Annotated in this window: 19 protein-coding genes and 1 other annotated feature; of the genes, 9 read left to right on the top strand and 10 right to left on the bottom strand. The window is 64.6% G+C overall.

Annotation, left to right across the window (positions count from 1 at the left end; genetic code table 11):
• Positions 1-387 precede the first annotated feature (387 nt).
• Positions 388-1,320 carry an ABC transporter transmembrane domain-containing protein gene (locus tag DC31_RS15980; RefSeq protein ID WP_051607175.1) on the bottom strand — a complete coding sequence of 311 codons (933 nt, stop codon included), beginning with the start codon at positions 1,318-1,320 and terminating at the stop codon, positions 388-390.
• 214 nt (positions 1,321-1,534) lie between these two features.
• A complete protein-coding gene (locus DC31_RS15985) occupies positions 1,535-1,936 on the bottom strand; it encodes a VOC family protein (protein ID WP_036281953.1) in 402 nt (133 codons plus the stop codon).
• A 165-nt stretch (positions 1,937-2,101) separates the two neighbouring features.
• On the opposite strand from DC31_RS15985, the gene DC31_RS15990 reads away from it, so the two are divergent.
• The gene (locus tag DC31_RS15990; protein WP_036281955.1) at positions 2,102-3,526 is read left to right on the top strand and encodes an O-antigen ligase family protein; all 1,425 of its coding nucleotides are present in this window, start codon (positions 2,102-2,104) and stop codon (positions 3,524-3,526) included.
• Positions 3,527-3,936: 410 nt separating this feature from the next.
• On the opposite strand, the gene DC31_RS15995 is transcribed toward DC31_RS15990, so the two are convergent.
• Both DC31_RS15995 and DC31_RS16000 read right to left on the bottom strand, forming a co-directional pair.
• Complete coding sequence (locus DC31_RS15995; protein WP_036281958.1) at positions 3,937-4,965, bottom strand: CNNM domain-containing protein; 1,029 nt, start codon at positions 4,963-4,965, stop codon at positions 3,937-3,939.
• Entirely contained in the window at positions 4,962-6,380 is a 1,419-nt protein-coding gene (locus tag DC31_RS16000; RefSeq protein WP_036281961.1) for a hemolysin family protein, read from the bottom strand. The genes DC31_RS15995 and DC31_RS16000 overlap by 4 nt, the downstream gene beginning before the upstream one ends.
• Positions 6,381-6,596: 216 nt before the next feature.
• On the opposite strand from DC31_RS16000, the gene DC31_RS16005 reads away from it, so the two are divergent.
• The 3 genes from DC31_RS16005 to DC31_RS16015 all read left to right on the top strand — a co-directional run bounded on the left by DC31_RS16005 (position 6,597) and on the right by DC31_RS16015 (position 8,750).
• The gene (locus tag DC31_RS16005) at positions 6,597-6,908 is read left to right on the top strand and encodes a Na+/H+ antiporter NhaA (protein ID WP_036281964.1); all 312 of its coding nucleotides are present in this window, start codon (positions 6,597-6,599) and stop codon (positions 6,906-6,908) included.
• Between the two features lie 372 nt (positions 6,909-7,280).
• Complete coding sequence (locus DC31_RS18260) at positions 7,281-7,463, top strand: hypothetical protein (RefSeq protein ID WP_152545462.1); 183 nt, start codon at positions 7,281-7,283, stop codon at positions 7,461-7,463.
• Positions 7,464-7,485: 22 nt separating this feature from the next.
• Positions 7,486-8,750, top strand: a protein-coding gene (locus DC31_RS16015; RefSeq protein ID WP_235201571.1) for an IS3 family transposase whose coding sequence is annotated in 2 segments (ribosomal slippage) — positions 7,486-7,789 and positions 7,789-8,750 — 1,266 coding nt in all. Because the reading frame shifts where the segments join, the coding sequence is not laid out codon by codon here.
• Positions 7,785-7,919 (top strand) — a sequence feature (AL1L pseudoknot). (Overlaps the previous gene by 135 nt.)
• A gap of 1,069 nt (positions 8,751-9,819) precedes the next feature.
• Here the strand turns inward: DC31_RS16015 and DC31_RS18265 are convergent.
• From DC31_RS18265 to DC31_RS16025, 3 genes are read right to left on the bottom strand one after another with little or no spacing between them, the layout of a single operon-like run.
• Entirely contained in the window at positions 9,820-10,197 is a 378-nt protein-coding gene (locus DC31_RS18265; protein ID WP_152545463.1) for a hypothetical protein, read from the bottom strand.
• Complete coding sequence (locus DC31_RS16020; RefSeq protein WP_036281972.1) at positions 10,184-10,552, bottom strand: hypothetical protein; 369 nt, start codon at positions 10,550-10,552, stop codon at positions 10,184-10,186. The genes DC31_RS18265 and DC31_RS16020 overlap by 14 nt, the downstream gene beginning before the upstream one ends.
• Positions 10,549-11,217 carry a hypothetical protein gene (locus DC31_RS16025; protein WP_036281975.1) on the bottom strand — a complete coding sequence of 223 codons (669 nt, stop codon included), beginning with the start codon at positions 11,215-11,217 and terminating at the stop codon, positions 10,549-10,551. The genes DC31_RS16020 and DC31_RS16025 overlap by 4 nt, the downstream gene beginning before the upstream one ends.
• A gap of 17 nt (positions 11,218-11,234) precedes the next feature.
• Between DC31_RS16025 and DC31_RS16030 the strand changes: the two genes are divergently transcribed.
• The 5 genes from DC31_RS16030 to DC31_RS16045 all read left to right on the top strand — a co-directional run bounded on the left by DC31_RS16030 (position 11,235) and on the right by DC31_RS16045 (position 12,612).
• Complete coding sequence (locus tag DC31_RS16030) at positions 11,235-11,480, top strand: hypothetical protein (protein ID WP_036281978.1); 246 nt, start codon at positions 11,235-11,237, stop codon at positions 11,478-11,480.
• Positions 11,481-11,521: 41 nt separating this feature from the next.
• Positions 11,522-11,773, top strand: coding sequence for a hypothetical protein (locus DC31_RS16035; protein ID WP_160173264.1), 252 nt, complete (start codon positions 11,522-11,524; stop codon positions 11,771-11,773).
• Complete coding sequence (locus DC31_RS16040) at positions 11,770-12,120, top strand: hypothetical protein (protein WP_036281985.1); 351 nt, start codon at positions 11,770-11,772, stop codon at positions 12,118-12,120. The genes DC31_RS16035 and DC31_RS16040 overlap by 4 nt, the downstream gene beginning before the upstream one ends.
• A 75-nt stretch (positions 12,121-12,195) precedes the next feature.
• Positions 12,196-12,357, top strand: a complete 162-nt coding sequence (locus DC31_RS18270) for a hypothetical protein (RefSeq protein ID WP_200872962.1) — start codon at positions 12,196-12,198, stop codon at positions 12,355-12,357.
• Between the two features lie 12 nt (positions 12,358-12,369).
• Entirely contained in the window at positions 12,370-12,612 is a 243-nt protein-coding gene (locus DC31_RS16045) for a hypothetical protein (protein ID WP_036281988.1), read from the top strand.
• Positions 12,613-12,815: 203 nt separating this feature from the next.
• Here DC31_RS16045 and DC31_RS16050 read toward each other — a convergent pair whose 3' ends face one another.
• From DC31_RS16050 to DC31_RS16060, 3 genes are all read right to left on the bottom strand, one after another.
• Positions 12,816-13,748 carry a DNA-processing protein DprA gene (locus DC31_RS16050; protein ID WP_051607177.1) on the bottom strand — a complete coding sequence of 311 codons (933 nt, stop codon included), beginning with the start codon at positions 13,746-13,748 and terminating at the stop codon, positions 12,816-12,818.
• 86 nt (positions 13,749-13,834) lie between these two features.
• Entirely contained in the window at positions 13,835-14,275 is a 441-nt protein-coding gene (locus tag DC31_RS16055) for a hypothetical protein (protein WP_036281991.1), read from the bottom strand.
• 142 nt (positions 14,276-14,417) lie between these two features.
• Complete coding sequence (locus tag DC31_RS16060) at positions 14,418-15,044, bottom strand: hypothetical protein (protein WP_036281994.1); 627 nt, start codon at positions 15,042-15,044, stop codon at positions 14,418-14,420.
• Positions 15,045-15,756 lie beyond the last annotated feature (712 nt).

The raw sequence follows: 15,756 nt of genomic DNA on the forward strand, positions 1-15,756 counted from the left end.
TCCGGGGCTGAGCTCCGGCACGGCCGCGTCGGCGACGTGGGACAGCCCCAGCTCATCCAGCGCTGCCATCGGCTCGGCGCCGTACAGCTTCAGCTCGGCGCGCGGCGTCGCGGCGAACGCGCGCGGGGCCTGCGAGGCCCAGCCCACGGCATCCGTCTGCATGCCCGTGATGCTGCCGCTTACCTCGGCGTGACGGGCAGGGTGCCCGTGAGTGCGGCCAGCAGGGTCGACTTGCCGGCGCGGATGGGCCGGCGATCGAGACGATGCCGGTGAGGTCGCGGTGACGCCGGTGAGGGTGGGGGTGTCGCGGCCGGCGTAGCGGATGGTGAGCTTGTGGATGCGGACGGCGGGGGCTTCGAGACGCGCGCGACTGCGTCGGCGCGCTCCTCAGCCAGCGAGGGGTCGATCAGCGAGGGGGGGCGCGGGGCGGTCGAGGATCGCCTGCGAGCGCTCGAGTGCCGAGAGGCCATCCTGCGAGGCGTGGAAGGCGGTGCCGACCTGGCGGAGGGCGTTGTAGGCCTCGGGCGCGAGGATGAGGGCGAGCAGAGCCGGCTCGAGCTCCATGGTGCCGTTGAGCAGCCGCAGGCCGAGGAAGACGGCAACGATCGCGACCGAGATGGTGGCGACGAGCTCGAGTGCGAGAGCCGACAGGAAGGCCCAACGCAGGGTCTCCTGCGTGCGCTCGCGGTAGCGGCGCTGCAGCTGCTCGAGCGCGGCCGCCTGCTCGTCGACGCGGCCGAGTCCGACGAGCACCGGCAGGCCGCGGGCCAGTTCGGCGAGGTGGTCGGCGAGCCGGGTGAGGGCGCTGAGCGCTGCGTCGGTGCGCTGCTGCGTGTGCTTGCCGATGAGCACCATGAAGAAGGGGATGAGTGGCACGGTGAGCACGATGACGACGGCGCTGAGCCAGTCGGCGCCGAGCACCCGGATGCCGATCAGCAGCGGCACCACCGCGGCGGCGATCGTCGCGGGCAGGGAGGAGATGTAGTAGTCGTCGAGGTCGTCGAGCCCGTCGGCTGCGAGCACCGCGGTGCCGCCTCCGGAAGCCTCGCCCGCGATGATCTGCCGCCACAGCCGACCGCGGATCGAGCGCTTGACGTCGGTCGCGATGCGGCGGGCGACGACCGAGGTGGCCCACTCGCTGCCGGTGCGCAGCAGCGCTCCGGCGATGCCGAGCACGACGATCAGCCGGGTGGTCTCGGCGGTCAGATCACTGTCGGCGAGTGCCGCGATGCCGCGCGCGACCGCCTCGGCGACGAGCACGAGCCCCGCGGAGCGCAGCGCGGCGAGCAGGCTCAGCAGGTAGACCGGACCCTTCGGCACCGGGCCGAGCGCCGGGCGCGGAAGCCGGGGGATGTGGCGGTGCGCTGAGCCTCGAGCACCCAGGGGTCGAGGCTGCCTGCGATGTCGGTGTCAGATTCCGGTCGGGGCACGCTTCCATGGTGGCATCCGACGCTATGTGTCGGCGTTGACGAGCGGGTCGGTGCTGCGTCTCGATACGCGCGCTTCGCGCGCTACTCGACGAGCGCAGGTGCGGTTACGCCGCGACGCGCTGGTTCATGCGGATGAGGTTGCCGACCAGGTCGCGGAACGCGCAGTCGCGCACGCCGTAGTCCTGGTCAGTGGGTTTCTGCACGACATCCGCTCCTGCCGTCTGCATGCGATCGAACAGCCCGTCGGGTCGCGCGGGTGAGCGCCGTGTAGACGCCCTTCGTAGGTCGAGCACGACCGCGCGCTCCGCATCCGTCACACCCGGGTCGACAGCCGGAGGGTGCTGCACGATCGCGGTAGGGGAGCCCCTCGGTCGCGACGGTGATCCAGCGCATGTCCTGGTAGTCGACGCCTGCCGCACTTCGAAGCCCAGCGTGTCGGGGTAGAAGCCCAGTGCCGCCTCGCCGTCGGTGTGGGGGAGGAACGCGTAGTGAATGCTGATGTCCATGGCCGCAACGCTAGGCCGAGTGCGGGGTGGCGCGCTTCTTCGTTGATGATGGATGCCACGCATTCGCGCCGAATCGTCCGCTGCCATGTGGGTCACCCCGTGACGCTCACGCCAGCGTCTAGCGGCACAGGGTTATGGCGGCTTCGGCGCGGTAGCCTGAACGAGATGGCGCGGTACACGAAGCATCCCGTGACAGCCCCGCCCACCGCGCCGGAGCGCGAGTCGACGGGGCACCTATTGTTGCGCGCGTACGCCATCGTGGTTTTCGTCGTCGCGTTCGCACACGCCGCGGTCTACAACCTTGTCGGTGAGATCGGTTCCGGCGTCGGGATGATCGTGCTCACACTGGCCGGTGTGGCGATCGGCGTGCCGATGATCGCGCGCGCGGATCCGCATCCGTTCCCCTGGCGACGATTGCCCTGGGTCGCGTTGGGCTATGTGAGTCTCGCGCTGGTATCTGTTGCCTGGTCGCAGTGGCGGTTCCCGACCATCATCACCTGGCTGCTCCTCGCCGCGTTCACACTGAACGCCCTACTGACCGCGCATGCACTGAGTTGGCGCGAGATTGTGCATGCCCTGGCATCCGCTTTCAAATGGATTCTCGGACTGTCGCTGGCAATCGAACTGTGGGCATCGCTGGTGCTGCGTGGCCCGTTGCTGCCGAACTTCGCGGACTTCCCCGACGGTGATATTGATCCGCACTGGTACTGGGTGCGCGGCAACTTCCTCGATGATGGCCGCATCCAGGGGCTGGTCGGAAACTCCAATCTGCTGGCGATCGTCAGTCTTTTCGCCATCGTCACCTTCGGCGTGAGTTACGCGGCGCGAGCGCCGCGCTGGCGCACCACGCTCGTGCTGTGGACGCTGCTGGCCGGGTATCTGATGGTGCGCGCGTCGTCGGCCACCGCGTACGTCAGCGCGATCGCCGCGGCAGTCGTGTTGGTGGTCGCGTTTCTGATCCGGCGCGCGCGCACGCCCCGAATACGGGGCCGCATCTATCTCATCTGCGGCGGCATCGTCGTTGTGGTGGTTGCGGCCGTCATCGCGTTCCAGAAACCGCTGCTTGAGGCGCTCGGCCGCAGCGCCGACCTCACCGGACGCACTGACGTCATCTGGACCAAAGTGCTCGAGCGCGCCGCGACCCACCCAGTGTTCGGCAACGGCTTCTCAAGCCCGTGGATCCCGACCGATCCATCGTTTGACGGCTGGATCGTCGATCACGGCATCACCGTTTTCCACGCCCACAACATGTGGCTCGACGTGCTGATGCAACTCGGCGTCGTCGGCGTGGTGCTGATGGCGGGTGCCTATGTGTCGCTGCTGTGGCGGGCGTGGTTCTTCGCGGCGGATCGGCCCCGTTGGGATCTGCGGGCTGACCGCCCGTATTCGTCGCTGACGATGCTGCCGCTACTGTTCACCGTCATCCTGCTCGTGCAGGGTCTGGCAGAGTCGACACCGATCATGCTGTGGGGCTGGATGCTGCTGGTGATGCTCTCTTTCAAAGTGAAGTCGGTTCCGCTGGTCGGTGTCGGACTCAGCGAGCAGGCGCGCGTCACCGAGCGCGGACATCAGCCGCGACGGGTGCCATGACCCCCGCTCGTGCCAGCCTGATCCGGCTGGTCGATTGACCACGATCCTCGATTGACCACGATCCTCGATGCGGACCGGGAGATCGAGTCCGCGTTCGGCGGCCATACCGACCCCGTTGAAGTGCCTCGAATGCTCGCCGGTGAGCGTCATGCCACGCGGGTTGCTTCTCATCGAAACACCCGTGAGCGAACACCATACCGGAGTACGGCAACGACGCGACGAACATCGACACTCGCATCTGCTGTCTGGCGATCGGGTCGGTCAACCACATCGAGGTGCCGGCCCAATCAACCTGCATGGTATGCCCTGGTATCCGACGATGAAGTAGACCTTCGCGCTCACGGTCCTTTGCGCAGTGCGAGAGGCCTGTTGCGCATCGCGTCGGCAAAGAGATCGGAGGAGGATTGAGATCACCGTCCTTGTGTAGTGGTAGTGAGTGACGCAGGTCCTGGCAGCACCTCGCGGAGGAGGTCGTCCATCGTAACGATGCCGAGGAGGCGGTCTGCGTCCACAACGGTCGCTAGTTGCACACGCTCGCGGCGCATTCGGGCGAGCGTATCGTACGCGGATGCGTCGGGGCCGGTGACGAGCGCATCGCGCGCAATATTCGCGGCGAGCGTCTGTGCGTCGACGGCGAGCGTGTCCCGAACGTGCGCGACCCTGCAGTCTGCGTCCGTGCCGACGAGGATGCGGAGGTGACCGGATGACGCCGCGACAGCTTGAACATCCGCGACGGTCGCGGTCTCCGGTACTGAGGTGGGCACACGATCGGTGCGCACGATGTCGCCCACAGTGAGCGTCCCCAACGCGATCGCGCGGGCGATGGGCTCGGAGAATTGCACGTCGAGGGCGCCGGCGGCTTGAGAGTGGGCAACGAGTTCGCGGATGGTATCGGCGTCTTGGCCTCCTGCTGCGGCCTTTTCGACCGGTTCGACGCCCGATGCTTTCACGAGGCGGTTGGCGATGTGGTTGATCCACAGCAGGAAAGGCCTGAGCGGCCAGGTGAGGGCGCGGGCCAGGATGCCGGTCGCCTTCGCGGCGGTCTCGGGATGCGCGATCGCCCACGATTTCGGAGCCATTTCGCCGATCACCAGGTGCAGGAATGTGACGACGATGAGCGCGAGCATGAACGCGGTCACGTCGGAGAGAACAGCCGGGAGTCCCCACTGCTCGAACACCGGCGCGAGTGCGTAGTCGATCGCGGGCTTGGTGATGGCGCCAAGCAAGAAGGTGCAGGCCGTGATGCCCAGCTGAGCGAAGGCGAGCATGACCGTGAGCTCGTTCATTCCTCGTAGCGCAGCCCGAGCGGACGCACTGCGATCGGCTTCTGCTTCGAGTCGGTGTCGCCGTGCTGCGAGAAGGGCGAACTCGACGATAACGAAGAACGCACTCGCCACGATGAGTGCCGTCGTAATGATCGTGACCATCCACCAGCTCATCGGGGCCCCTCTTCGCCTGGATGATCAACCGTTGCGGCGGCGTCTTTGTCTGCTTCTGGAGCGTTGTGATCGCGTTCGTGCAGCCGCACGATGAGTTGCGAGGGGACGTGACGCTCGACCTCGATGACCTCCACTTCGAGCTCCCGTTCAATGCGCAGCCCTTGCACCGTCTCCGATGCCTTGTGCGGCAAGACGATACGTACAACTTCGCCCTCGGCAACCAGGTCTCCGTGCTCGCTGATGATGAGTCCCGCGATGGTTTCCGCGTCGCCACGCGGTAGATCGTGGCCGATCAGACGCTCGACCTCGTCAAGGTGCACGTCTCCGGGCAGGGCCCACTGATCGTCACCGACGTTCACAACCTCGTGGATATCGAGGTCGTGTTCGTCGGAGATCTCACCAATGACCTCTTCGGTGAGGTCTTCGATGGTGAGGATTCCATCGAAGTTGCCGTACTCGTCCACGACACACGCCATCTCGTTGCGGGTCTGCCGCATCCGATTAAGCGCGACCGGCAGCTGCATCGTGGTAGGAATCACGACCGCGTCCCGCATGACCGTCGACACCGCGGCGTCATCGGGGTGCTCGTGCCGTAAGAGGTCGATGAGTTCGACCACACCGACGGGATCGTCCTCGTCGCCGATCACCGGGTACCTGGTGTGTCCGGTGGCCATCATCGCTCGAACTGCACCGATCGTCGTGACGGGCGTAATCGAGTCGATACGAGAGCGCGGCACCATCGCATGCTCGACATCCCGTTGCGGGAAGTCGAGGATCCGATCGATGATCATCGACAGATCGTCGGGGAGGTCCCCGCTCACGCGGGACTCCTCGATGATCGATTTGAGGTCGCGTGCTGTGGCGCTCTCATCCACGTCCTCGAGGGGCTCGATCCGCAGGAGCCGCAGCAGTACATTGGCTGCCATGTCGAAGACGGTGATGAGCCAGCCAAATGCCAACAGATAGACGCGTGTGGGCATTGCCAGCGCCCGCGCCAGCGGCTCGGGGTTCGCGATGGCAAGGTTTTTCGGGTACAACTCACCAAAGATCATCGTCACGATCGTCGCCAGCAGAAGGGCGCCGATCGTTCCGATCAGCACTGACACCGCCGGATCGACACCGACGCCGCCCAGCAGCGTTCCGATCGACTGGCCGATCAATGGTTCAGCAACATACCCGATCAGCAGACCCGTCACCGTGATGCCGAGCTGGGCGCCCGAGAGCATGAACGACGTGCGTTTCGTGATAATCAGCACGCGCGTCGCCTGCGCGTCGCCCTTCTCGCCCTTCGCGGCCATGCGCGAGCGGTCGACGGACATGTAAGCGAACTCCTGCGCGACGAAGAATCCGCAGACGGCGATGATCGCCAGCGTCACCAGGACGCCTACCAGCAAGGTCAGCGCCGCCTCGAGCATCAGAGGTCACCCCCTCGAACAACGAGGGGGTTCGGTGTTCGACCCTCCTGACCGGAGGATGCGCGACGTCGGCTCACGGGGCTGCTCTCTCGTGGGTCAAAAACGGATTGAAACAACGATACGTGAAGTCGCCATCGCTCCAGACCAGCGCGGCGGAGGGTAACCGAGCCAGAAAATGGTACGGATGCGATCGGCAATCCGCCGATAATCGGCATCGTGCTGACCACCTGGCTGGTTGTCAGTGTCACCCGGATTCGGCTGAATCCCGCCCTGCGGTGGGTGGACCTGACCGGTGTCGATTTCCTCGCTGGGATCGGTTTCACCGTCTCCCTGCTGATTGGTGAGCTGAGCTTCGCCGCCGGCACGCCCGCGTACGACAACACGAAGGTGGCGATCCTGATCGCCTCTATCGTGGCCTCCTTGCTGGCCGCGACCATTTTCGTGCCACGGAACCGCCACTACTCAAGGATCCGAGAAGCGGCCGCGGCGGACACAGCCGTCGTCCCCGACATGAATGAAGATCGGTGACTGTGGCGCGGGCCAAGCACCTTTGTCGCATCGCGGCATCGCCAGCGGCGCCGGGGCGGCCGCTGGCCACTTCGACGTCGAGGCGAAGCTGCGGTTGCCGTCAGTCGAGCTTCCGCGGTTGTAGCGCGTCGCCTCCTGTGCTGCGATACCGACCGCGAGGGGAAGCACCTGGATCCGCCGCGTACGCCGTCGCATGTCAACCCATTCACGTCGCCAATGCCGAACTTCGCCCCACATTGCATACTGCTTCTCGACTTTTTTGCAGGGTTCTTAGCCTGGGAACGAGGAGGGTTCGGACCGATACGGGCAGTGTTCGCAGATACTGGAGTAGCTGGGCTGGGCCGGACTGGCGTGAGACCATACACTGTCGGCATGGCGAAGATGTCGATCAAAGCACTCGCCCGCCAACGCTTCATGTCGACGCTGGTGCAAGTGGCGGGCGCGCTGCAGACACAGTTTATGGCCGACATGAGAAGTCCTTACGCCAAACCGTCATCGCGATGCTCGAGCGAGCGAGAGGCACTGAAGCGCCCTGGCATTGTTGGAGACTCCTGACCTTGGAAACGAGGATGGAGTCATGGTGTCGAATCAAGGATTTGGGAAGCCGACGGCGCGTCGGTATTCGCTGGAAGAGAAGGCCGCCGCGGTCCGGATGGTGCGAACGCTGCGGGCGGAGCTCGGGGCCGACCACGGGACGGTTCAGCGCGTTGCTTCGCAGCTCGGGTATGGGATCGAGTCGGTGCGGGCGTGGGTCAGGCAAGCCGACATCGACGACGGTCACGTCGCCGGAGTGAGTACCGACGACGCCCGCCGGCTGCGGGAGCTTGAGCAGGAGAACCGTGAGCTTCGTCGGGCCAACGAAATCTTGAAGAGGGCTGCGTCTTTCTTCGGGGCGGAGCTCGACCGCCAACATCGGAAGTAGTCCGGTTCATCGACGAGAACAAGAACGACGTCGTTGAAGGTCGCCCGCTCGGAGTCGAGCCCATCTGCAAGCTGTTGCAGGTGGCTCCGAGTACCTATTACGCAGCGAAAGACCGTGCCCCCTCAGCGCGCGCGGTCAGTGACGCGGCCCTCACTCCCGAGTTGGTCACGCTCTGGCAGGACAACTACTCCGTCTACGGGGTTCGCAAGCTCTGGAAGGCCGCCGGCCGTGCGGGGATCAACATCGGCCGCGACCAGACAGGCAGGCTCATGCGCGCCGCCGGAATCGAGGGCGCGACCAGGACGAAGCGCGTAAAGACCACACGGCCAGATCCAACGTCCGCACGCCACCCGGACTTGGTGAACCGTGAGTTTACGGCGACCGCGCCTAACCGGCTCTGGGTGACCGATCTGACCTTCGTTCCCACGTGGGCAGGCGTGGCCTACGTGTGCTTCATCATCGACGTGTTCAGCCGGATGATCGTGGGGTGGCGGTGTGCGTCTCACATGCGCACCGAGATGGTCCTCGACGCGATCGAGATGGCCCGGTGGGGCCGAGGTGCACACCACCATGATCTGCGCTGTCATAGCGATGCGGGCAGTCAATTCACGTCGGTTCGCTACGGCGAACGTCTCGCTGAGATCGGCGCGACCCCATCGATTGGGACCGTCGGCGACAGTTATGACAATGCCCTCGCCGAGACTGTGAACGGGTATTACAAGACCGAACTCGTCCGCGGACCCGCTCGCCCGGGCCCCTGGAAGACGGTCGAGGATCTCGAGCTCGCGACGCTCGGATGGGTGCACTGGCACAACACGCAGCGCCTCCACGGCTACCTCGGCGACGTCCCACCCGCCGAGTTCGAGCAGACGTTCTATGCTGGCAAAACCACCACCGATCAGCTGGTGGGAATCAAATAGAGTGAGTCTCCATCAGACCCAGGGCGCTTCAGCCTGATAGCAACAGCACGGCTACCACAACCGTTGCGACAGACATAGGAACGCTTCTCAATTTTCTCTCCACGGTAAATGAACTCTTGGGCACTCAGAAGACGAGTAGCGCAGCGCGGCCGTCGCCAAAAGACTGCGGAGTACGCAGCCGGGAGCGGGGTCGCGTTACTCGCGCGCTGCAGGATCTAGCAGACGTGGAACGCGTCAGCCCAAGAAATCAAGTTCGGCTGATGGAGAGAAGAGTCAGTGACGGCCTGATTGGAGACGTGAGCGGGGCCACGGGGAATGCGACGGATAACGTGCGACGGACAGCCGTGACCAATGACGATCTGGGGCGACCTCGCAAACGGAACCGCAACAAAGCAAATCCCAGAACGCAGCAACCGATTATGGCAGCACACACGCTTGCCGCGATCAAAGTAATCGGGGACATGACGATGGCTGCGGGAGCAGTCGATGTTTGATCGGCGCCGGCCATCTCGTCAATTATTGAGACGCGAGGGATCTCTGCGTTGGAGGGCAGAACAGACAAGGTCGCCCCCGGCACAACACTCTTGATACCGGGTGTTGACTCGGCATGTTGGGCCGAGATAGTACCTGTGAGCGCGGCGAGAATCAAAAGTGAAGCCGTCGCAATCTTCAGAATCAAGGTCTGCACGGCGTTCCTTCCCCATCACAGATTCTAGTCGCGTTGTCCCTCGATGATAGGCAGATCGTCTAGGAGACGGCTCAATCATGGTTCGCGCTGCCCTGCTCGATTGGGAGGAGTTCGCAGAACCAGTGCGACTGCCATGATTGTGGTGATGATCGCGAAGTCATAACTGATAAGCGTGTAGGTCCAGAGCAATGCCGTTCGGTTACGGATCAGCGATAAGAGTCAAGTATCCGGCCTGCGGCGTGTCGCGGGACGAGTTTCACGGTCGTCGAGATCGCGTCCTGCCCAATTCTGGCGAGATCACGGGAAGCCCGATTCCCTCGACGCTGCGAGTACGCTTCAGTCGGAAGCTCGACACGCCGCCTTGACAAACTCCCGCGCGGCTTAACCGAACGGCATTGGGGATAACCGGGCGATGCTTGCGGTGCGTGATGCGATCGGAACGCTGGATCCAGGGGGTTTCGAGACGGGAGAGGAGTACGCCTCGGCGGCGAGCGCGTCGATGTAGTCGAGGAGCTGATCCCAGGTGCGAATGGCGCGGATCTTGCCGTTGATTGTGATGTGGGCCCAGGGTGTGGGGGTGTTGAGTTCGTATCGACGTTGTCCGTAGACGGTGACTTCGATGCCTTGGTCGGTCCAGGTTGTGGTGTGGCCGGGGGTTGGTGGCGGTGATCGCGTCGTGGAGCGCGGCGATACGTGCCTCGGGATTTCCGTGGGGTGACATAATGGTGTCTTTCTCGAGCGGGTGTCAGCGCGGGTCAAGTATGCGGGCTTGGACGAGCGGGATGAGGGCTGCTCTCTGGGAGTGGTTGAGGCGTGAGAAGTGGGCACTGAGGGTCTCCGGGGCCTCCTCGAATGAGTCGGGGATGCCTTGGAGGTCATTCTGTGCGCGCTGCGCATTTGCGGCGATCTGGGCATCCGCGCGGTCTTGGATTCTCCAATTGGTGAGGGCCTCTGAATCCTGCCAGGCCCCCACGACGCGGGGGGCGCTCGGCCCGGCTATGAGGATCTTGGTGGGGTCGTCTTCCGGATGGCGGATCTGATACCAGTACGCGATCTTGTGACCGGCGAGGAGCCGGCGCCTGATGTAGATCACGCGTGCGGTGGTGGTGTTCATGGTGTGTCCTCTCGGAGTTGGTGCCCGGAGCTGGGGTGTGTCCGCCAGGCCTCCGGGTTGCATAGGCGTTGAGGGTGGGGACCTGGGCCGCGGTGCATCCCAGGCGGCGAGCGCTGAAGTGATCCATTCGGCGACGAGTTCGGGGTCTGTGTTCGCGGGGAGGCGGGAGTCTTCGAAGGTCGTGCCGCCTCGGTTTCGATCCACCAGGTGGCGCGGGGCTGGTGGGGGTCGTCTTCGCCGCCGATTGTGCCGAGGTCGATCATTAGGACGGAGTTGCCGGAGTAGTTGCCGCCCATGTCTGCCTCGAGCTGGGCGGGGAAGGGGAGGAATTCGGCAACTTTGCGCACCTGGTCGTCGGCGTGCTCGACCTCTAGATCGTGGGCGGCGCTTTCGGCGCGGGTCTTTCCGACGTAGCCGTTGTAGTGCAGCGCGTAGGCGAGGTTGTGGCCGACGTGTGATGTGGTGAGCGCGGCGAGCAGTTGGGCTGAGGTTTCGGGGTTGCCGCCGCCGCGGACACGGAAGGCGATGAGGCGGACGGAGGGGTGAGGGGTGTGGTGGTCATTTCGATGATCCGATCTAGTTGTGAACCTGACATTTACAGAATATCTCTGATCATCCAGAAAAACAAGACACAAAAACCGGCCCGGATTATGTACAGTGGTCACACAAGACAGGAGCCTTCATGACGAACCCAGCCCCCAATGCGGCGAGCGCAGACAACCCCGCACTCCTCCGCGGGCGTCCTCGCGTCGGCGCTCGCCGCGGGGAATCTCCCACAGTGAAGGGCCGCGTCACGGACGCTGAGCTCGAAGCTCTCAAGGCGGTGATCGCCGAGACGGGGCGCACTCAGTCGGAGTTGGTCAGGCAGGGTGTGCAGCTGGTCTTAGTGGCTCATGGGATGGTTGCCTCTAACGAGGTTGGTACGTGATGTCGGAGCCCTCGAGCAAGATGCGTTCCATGAGGAAGACCATGTCAACGCGGAAGTACTCGACCGTCGTTGTAGCGCCCACTGGGATCGAACTTTTCTACATGGCCATCGCTGCCATGGTCACTGGCCTTCTTCTCATGATGTTGCTGGGGCCGGTCATCACCGGGCCCGCGCTGCAGATCATCGTGGCGCTCATAGCTGCCGGTCTCGTGTTCCTCATCCGATACTCGCCGCGCATCATCCGCCGAATCCGCCTCGCCGTCGTCAGTCGACGAGGGGAGGGGAGGGGATGAACGCTCCGTTTCGTGACTTCCGCTCCTATGTGGAGGGGAAGGCCGAGACGGCGACTCCGTCGATTCGTTCCGGTCTGCACGAGAGTGTGGAGGAATTCGTGGTGTCTTCGCAGATTCTCACGGCCGCGGATGGTTCATTCGAACAGTTTGAGCCGTCGCCCAGTAACGAGTGGCTACGGGCCGGCTACGCCGCCGCGGTTGCCTATCTCTCCGACGAGGGCACGTCGCCCCGTGAGTATCCGGCGACCCTGGCCGTCTATGTCGAGGGTGATGTAACCTGCTACCGCTTCCGGCAATTTGAAGAGGCCACGCGCGCAGGTCAGCTCTGGGCGGTAGGGCTGATCTGACTCTGCATGCTCGCCGCGCTCAGGCCAAGCATGATGTCACTCGCCAGGATGAGACACCGAAGAGGAGAGGAAGCGATGAGTACACCGTTTCGCGAACTAGAAGCCGCGTCTCTCGCGGCCATGACTTCTGACGAGCGCGCGCGCTTTGACGCCGCGCTCGAAGAGGAGGAGGCACGCCTTCGCGTCGCCCGTGCGGTGGGTCGACAGCTCACTATCGAGCTTGCAGCGGCGAGTTGAGAGGCCGAGCTCATGGGTTCCAAGCTTGATGAAGCGATTTCTGATCTGACGGCGGTGATCGAGAGCGGTGAGCTTCCGCGTGAGGTGACAGCTTCGGCTGCTCACCTGGATGCGATCCGGTTCGTCGTTCAGCAGTGGTACGCGATCACCGACAATGCCGGGCTCGATCTGTCGGCCTCAGCCGAGGCGGTCGCTCGCGAGCTCTTCGTGAGAGGTGCAACCGGCGAAGAGTTCGTCTGGGGGATGGGCCTCTGACGGGCCCGTGCCCGCCTCAGGCTGCATGACCGACTCCCCCCTTCGGGTGGGGCCGGATTCTTGTGGGGGCTGTGTCGTGGTTTGATCTCACGCGGCCACTGCCCGCGCTTTGGTACTGACGCGCCAGGAGGCCCACTCGCGTTCGAACGGGCCTCCTGGCGCGTTGCTGGAGGGGGGAGAGCCCGGGGCTCTCCCCGCCTCTCTCAGGCGCTCACCGCAATCTCTTCCGGTTGGAGCAGCTCGCGGGCATCCGCGGAGCTGGTGATTGCCGTAGCTCCGTACTCGCGGATCAAACGGTGGCACCCTGCACTACAGGCGCTCGTGATCGGTCCAGGAACTGCACCGAGAGGGCGACCGAGTGCCGTTGCCTGACCGCCCGTGTTGAGGGCGCCGGACCGCCAGCCCGCTTCGGCGATGATCGTCGCCTGCGTGCTGGCCGCAAGCAAGCGAGCCCGAGTGATGAACCGCCACTTGGTCGGTGCCGCACCGATGGGGAGTTCTGTCACCACGGCGGATCCCGGGGCGGTGGCGATCCGCTCGATCAGCTGTGAGTGACCGGCAGGATATGCCCGGTCGGCCCCGCTTGCCATCCACGCCACGGTTGATCCGCCGACGGCGAGCGCAGCACGATGTGCACCGCAGTCGATTCCGTACGCTGCGCCGCTGTGGATGGTGATTCCGGCCTGGGCGAGGTCGGAGACGATCTCGGTCGTGACCGATTCGCCGTAGCTCGACCCGGCACGAGCGCCGGACCAGCCCAGCGCCTGTGCGGCATCCAGGGCGGTGATGTCGCCGCGTACGTAGAGAAGGTGCGGGGCACGCTCGCCGAGATCAGCTATGCCCTGGACGGAGAGCGGATCCACCAGGTGAATGCCGAGCTTGTCGGCGTCGACAAGCAACTGCGTGACCTGTTCCGCGCGGTACCGGGCGCGCCACTGCTTGACGGCGCGCGCCATGCCGTCGCTGCGCTCGCCGAGTTCTGCGGCGCGGGTGCTGTCGGTGACGGCGTCGAGGGCGTCGATGTACCCGAGATTCGTGACGATGGCGGATGCGTTCGTGTCGCCCGGCTCCGTCATGGCGGACCATGCCGCCCGCGCGAACCGCTCGTCCTGGTTGGTGATGATCGAAGAAGTCATGATGACCCTTTCAGTAAATGAGTTGTGAACCTGACATTTACAGACTACGGGAGGCCACCGACATTGGGCAGCCTCCCGCGGATCGCCTACGCCGCGGCGGCTGAATCGACGACGGCCGCGGCCTTAATCTCAGCGAGCGAGACCGCGCGTTCGGTGACCTCAAGCTCGCTGACGAGCAGGATCAAGTCGTAGGCATCCGTAGGGGTGTCGCCCCAGGAGAGGCCGCCAGTGGCGAGCCACCACGTCTTCGCGATAAAGACGCTGGTCACGTCGCGGCGATATCCGTTCAGCGCGATCACGGCGTCGCGTGTCGCGGCCCTCAGAGTCTCGGCGGATGGCTCGGGATCCTCCGGGAGGAGGTGCTCCAAGTCGTCGACGGTGTCCTGGGAGATCTCCAGGTGATCCACGCGCGCGAGGAGCGCTCGCAGCTCGAGCGCGGTTCGCGCATCCGCGTCCAGTGAATGCTCGTCGCACCAGGATGTCGCTCCAGCGCTGAGTCGTGAATCCTTGGCGATGGCAATGGTCATATCTGCTCCCATGATGGGCCCTTCTGTTTTTGTTGTGAACCTGACATTTACAGACTACGGGAGGCCTCCGACATTGACGCGGGTGCACAGGGGTGCCGTGCGATGTCGATGGGGCATCGGCTTACCGGTACCCCATCGCGAGTCAGCGGGTGCAGGGCTGCACGAGCACGGTGAGATCTCCGGAACCCTCCGAGCGAGTGGCTACCAGCGGAGACTGCTTGTGCTGTGAGACGGTCGGCGGATAGGCGATGGAGTACGCCGCGCCCGAGCCCTCCGCAGCCGTTTCGCCAGGCAAGCGCAGCTTCGCGAGCTTTGCGAACAGCGCCGCGGTGACCTTGATACCCGCAGGGATAGCGCAGTCAGAAGCGTCATCGGGAATCAGACGCTCGACGGGAGGGAAGTTCCCACTGGGAGCACTGAAGGTGAAAGCGACTCCCGTATCTGACTCTGCCGTGACGCGGCCAGCCGGACGGTCATCCTCGCTGTCGAACGTGAGCATGAACCCGGCCTTAGCCTTCGCCAGGATCGCGAGATCGGCAGCGCTGAGAAGCAGCGTCGCGCCCTCATCCGGCAGCGTGTGCGCCGTGTCGCCCAGCGAGAACGTCAGACGCGCAGCGACATAACGATCAGAGGCAACCGCCTGCACCGTTGACGGGCTCGCGGTGATCTTGACAGTGCTGAGGATCGGCACCGCCTTATCGCGGCTAGTCGCAGCAGCGAGAGAGGCGACCGAGGAGAGCTGAGCGGGGGAGAGGAAGAAGGAGGTCATGGTGGTTCCTTTCGTTTCTTTCTGTTGTGAACCTGACATTTACAGATTACGAGGGGGGTCAGACATTGGTGGGGGTGGGGGACTAGGTGGGGGTGAATTGTGCTTGCATTTTTCAATCTTTTGGGGGTCAATTGTGCTTTCTTTTTTCATGCATTTTTCAGGCTGATTTCGCCGGGGAGGGCGGGGGTGCGCGTGACCGGATGCTCCTCGGCGTGGTGGGGTGGTCGGTGGGGGTGTGGTCGTGAGATCTCGGTGTGGCGGCAGCGGCGTTGTGCGGGTGATGGAGGCGCATTCTGGCGGGGTGAGCTCCTGGGGGAGCGGGAGCCGTTGCGGGCCGCTGAGGGGGCCGGGTGGCGATGGGGCCGGCGTTTCGGCTGCGGGGGTCGGTCAGCGGCGCTCAGCGCCTGCCTGAGGCCCGGAATGCCGCGCCCTGCCCCTGGGAGCCATCCACGCCGGTAACGGTGCTCCTCAGCCCGATCTAGAGCGCAGGGGAGCACCCAACGCACCGATACCCCAGGAACCCAACCCCAGCGACCGCGACAGCGGGAGCATGACGCCATCACCGACCACCTCGGAACCTGCCGACCTCCACCCAAACCAGCACGCACACCCAGCCCCGCGAAGACGCAAGAGGGCTACACAACCCAGCCACAGAAGCGCCCCGCCAGGGCGCGAGAGGCGCGCCAGCGCCTCGATCGAGTGGCAGCGCCAG

It is taken from the genome of Microbacterium sp. CH12i, from assembly GCF_000685355.1.
Classification (GTDB): Bacteria; Actinomycetota; Actinomycetes; order Actinomycetales; family Microbacteriaceae; genus Microbacterium.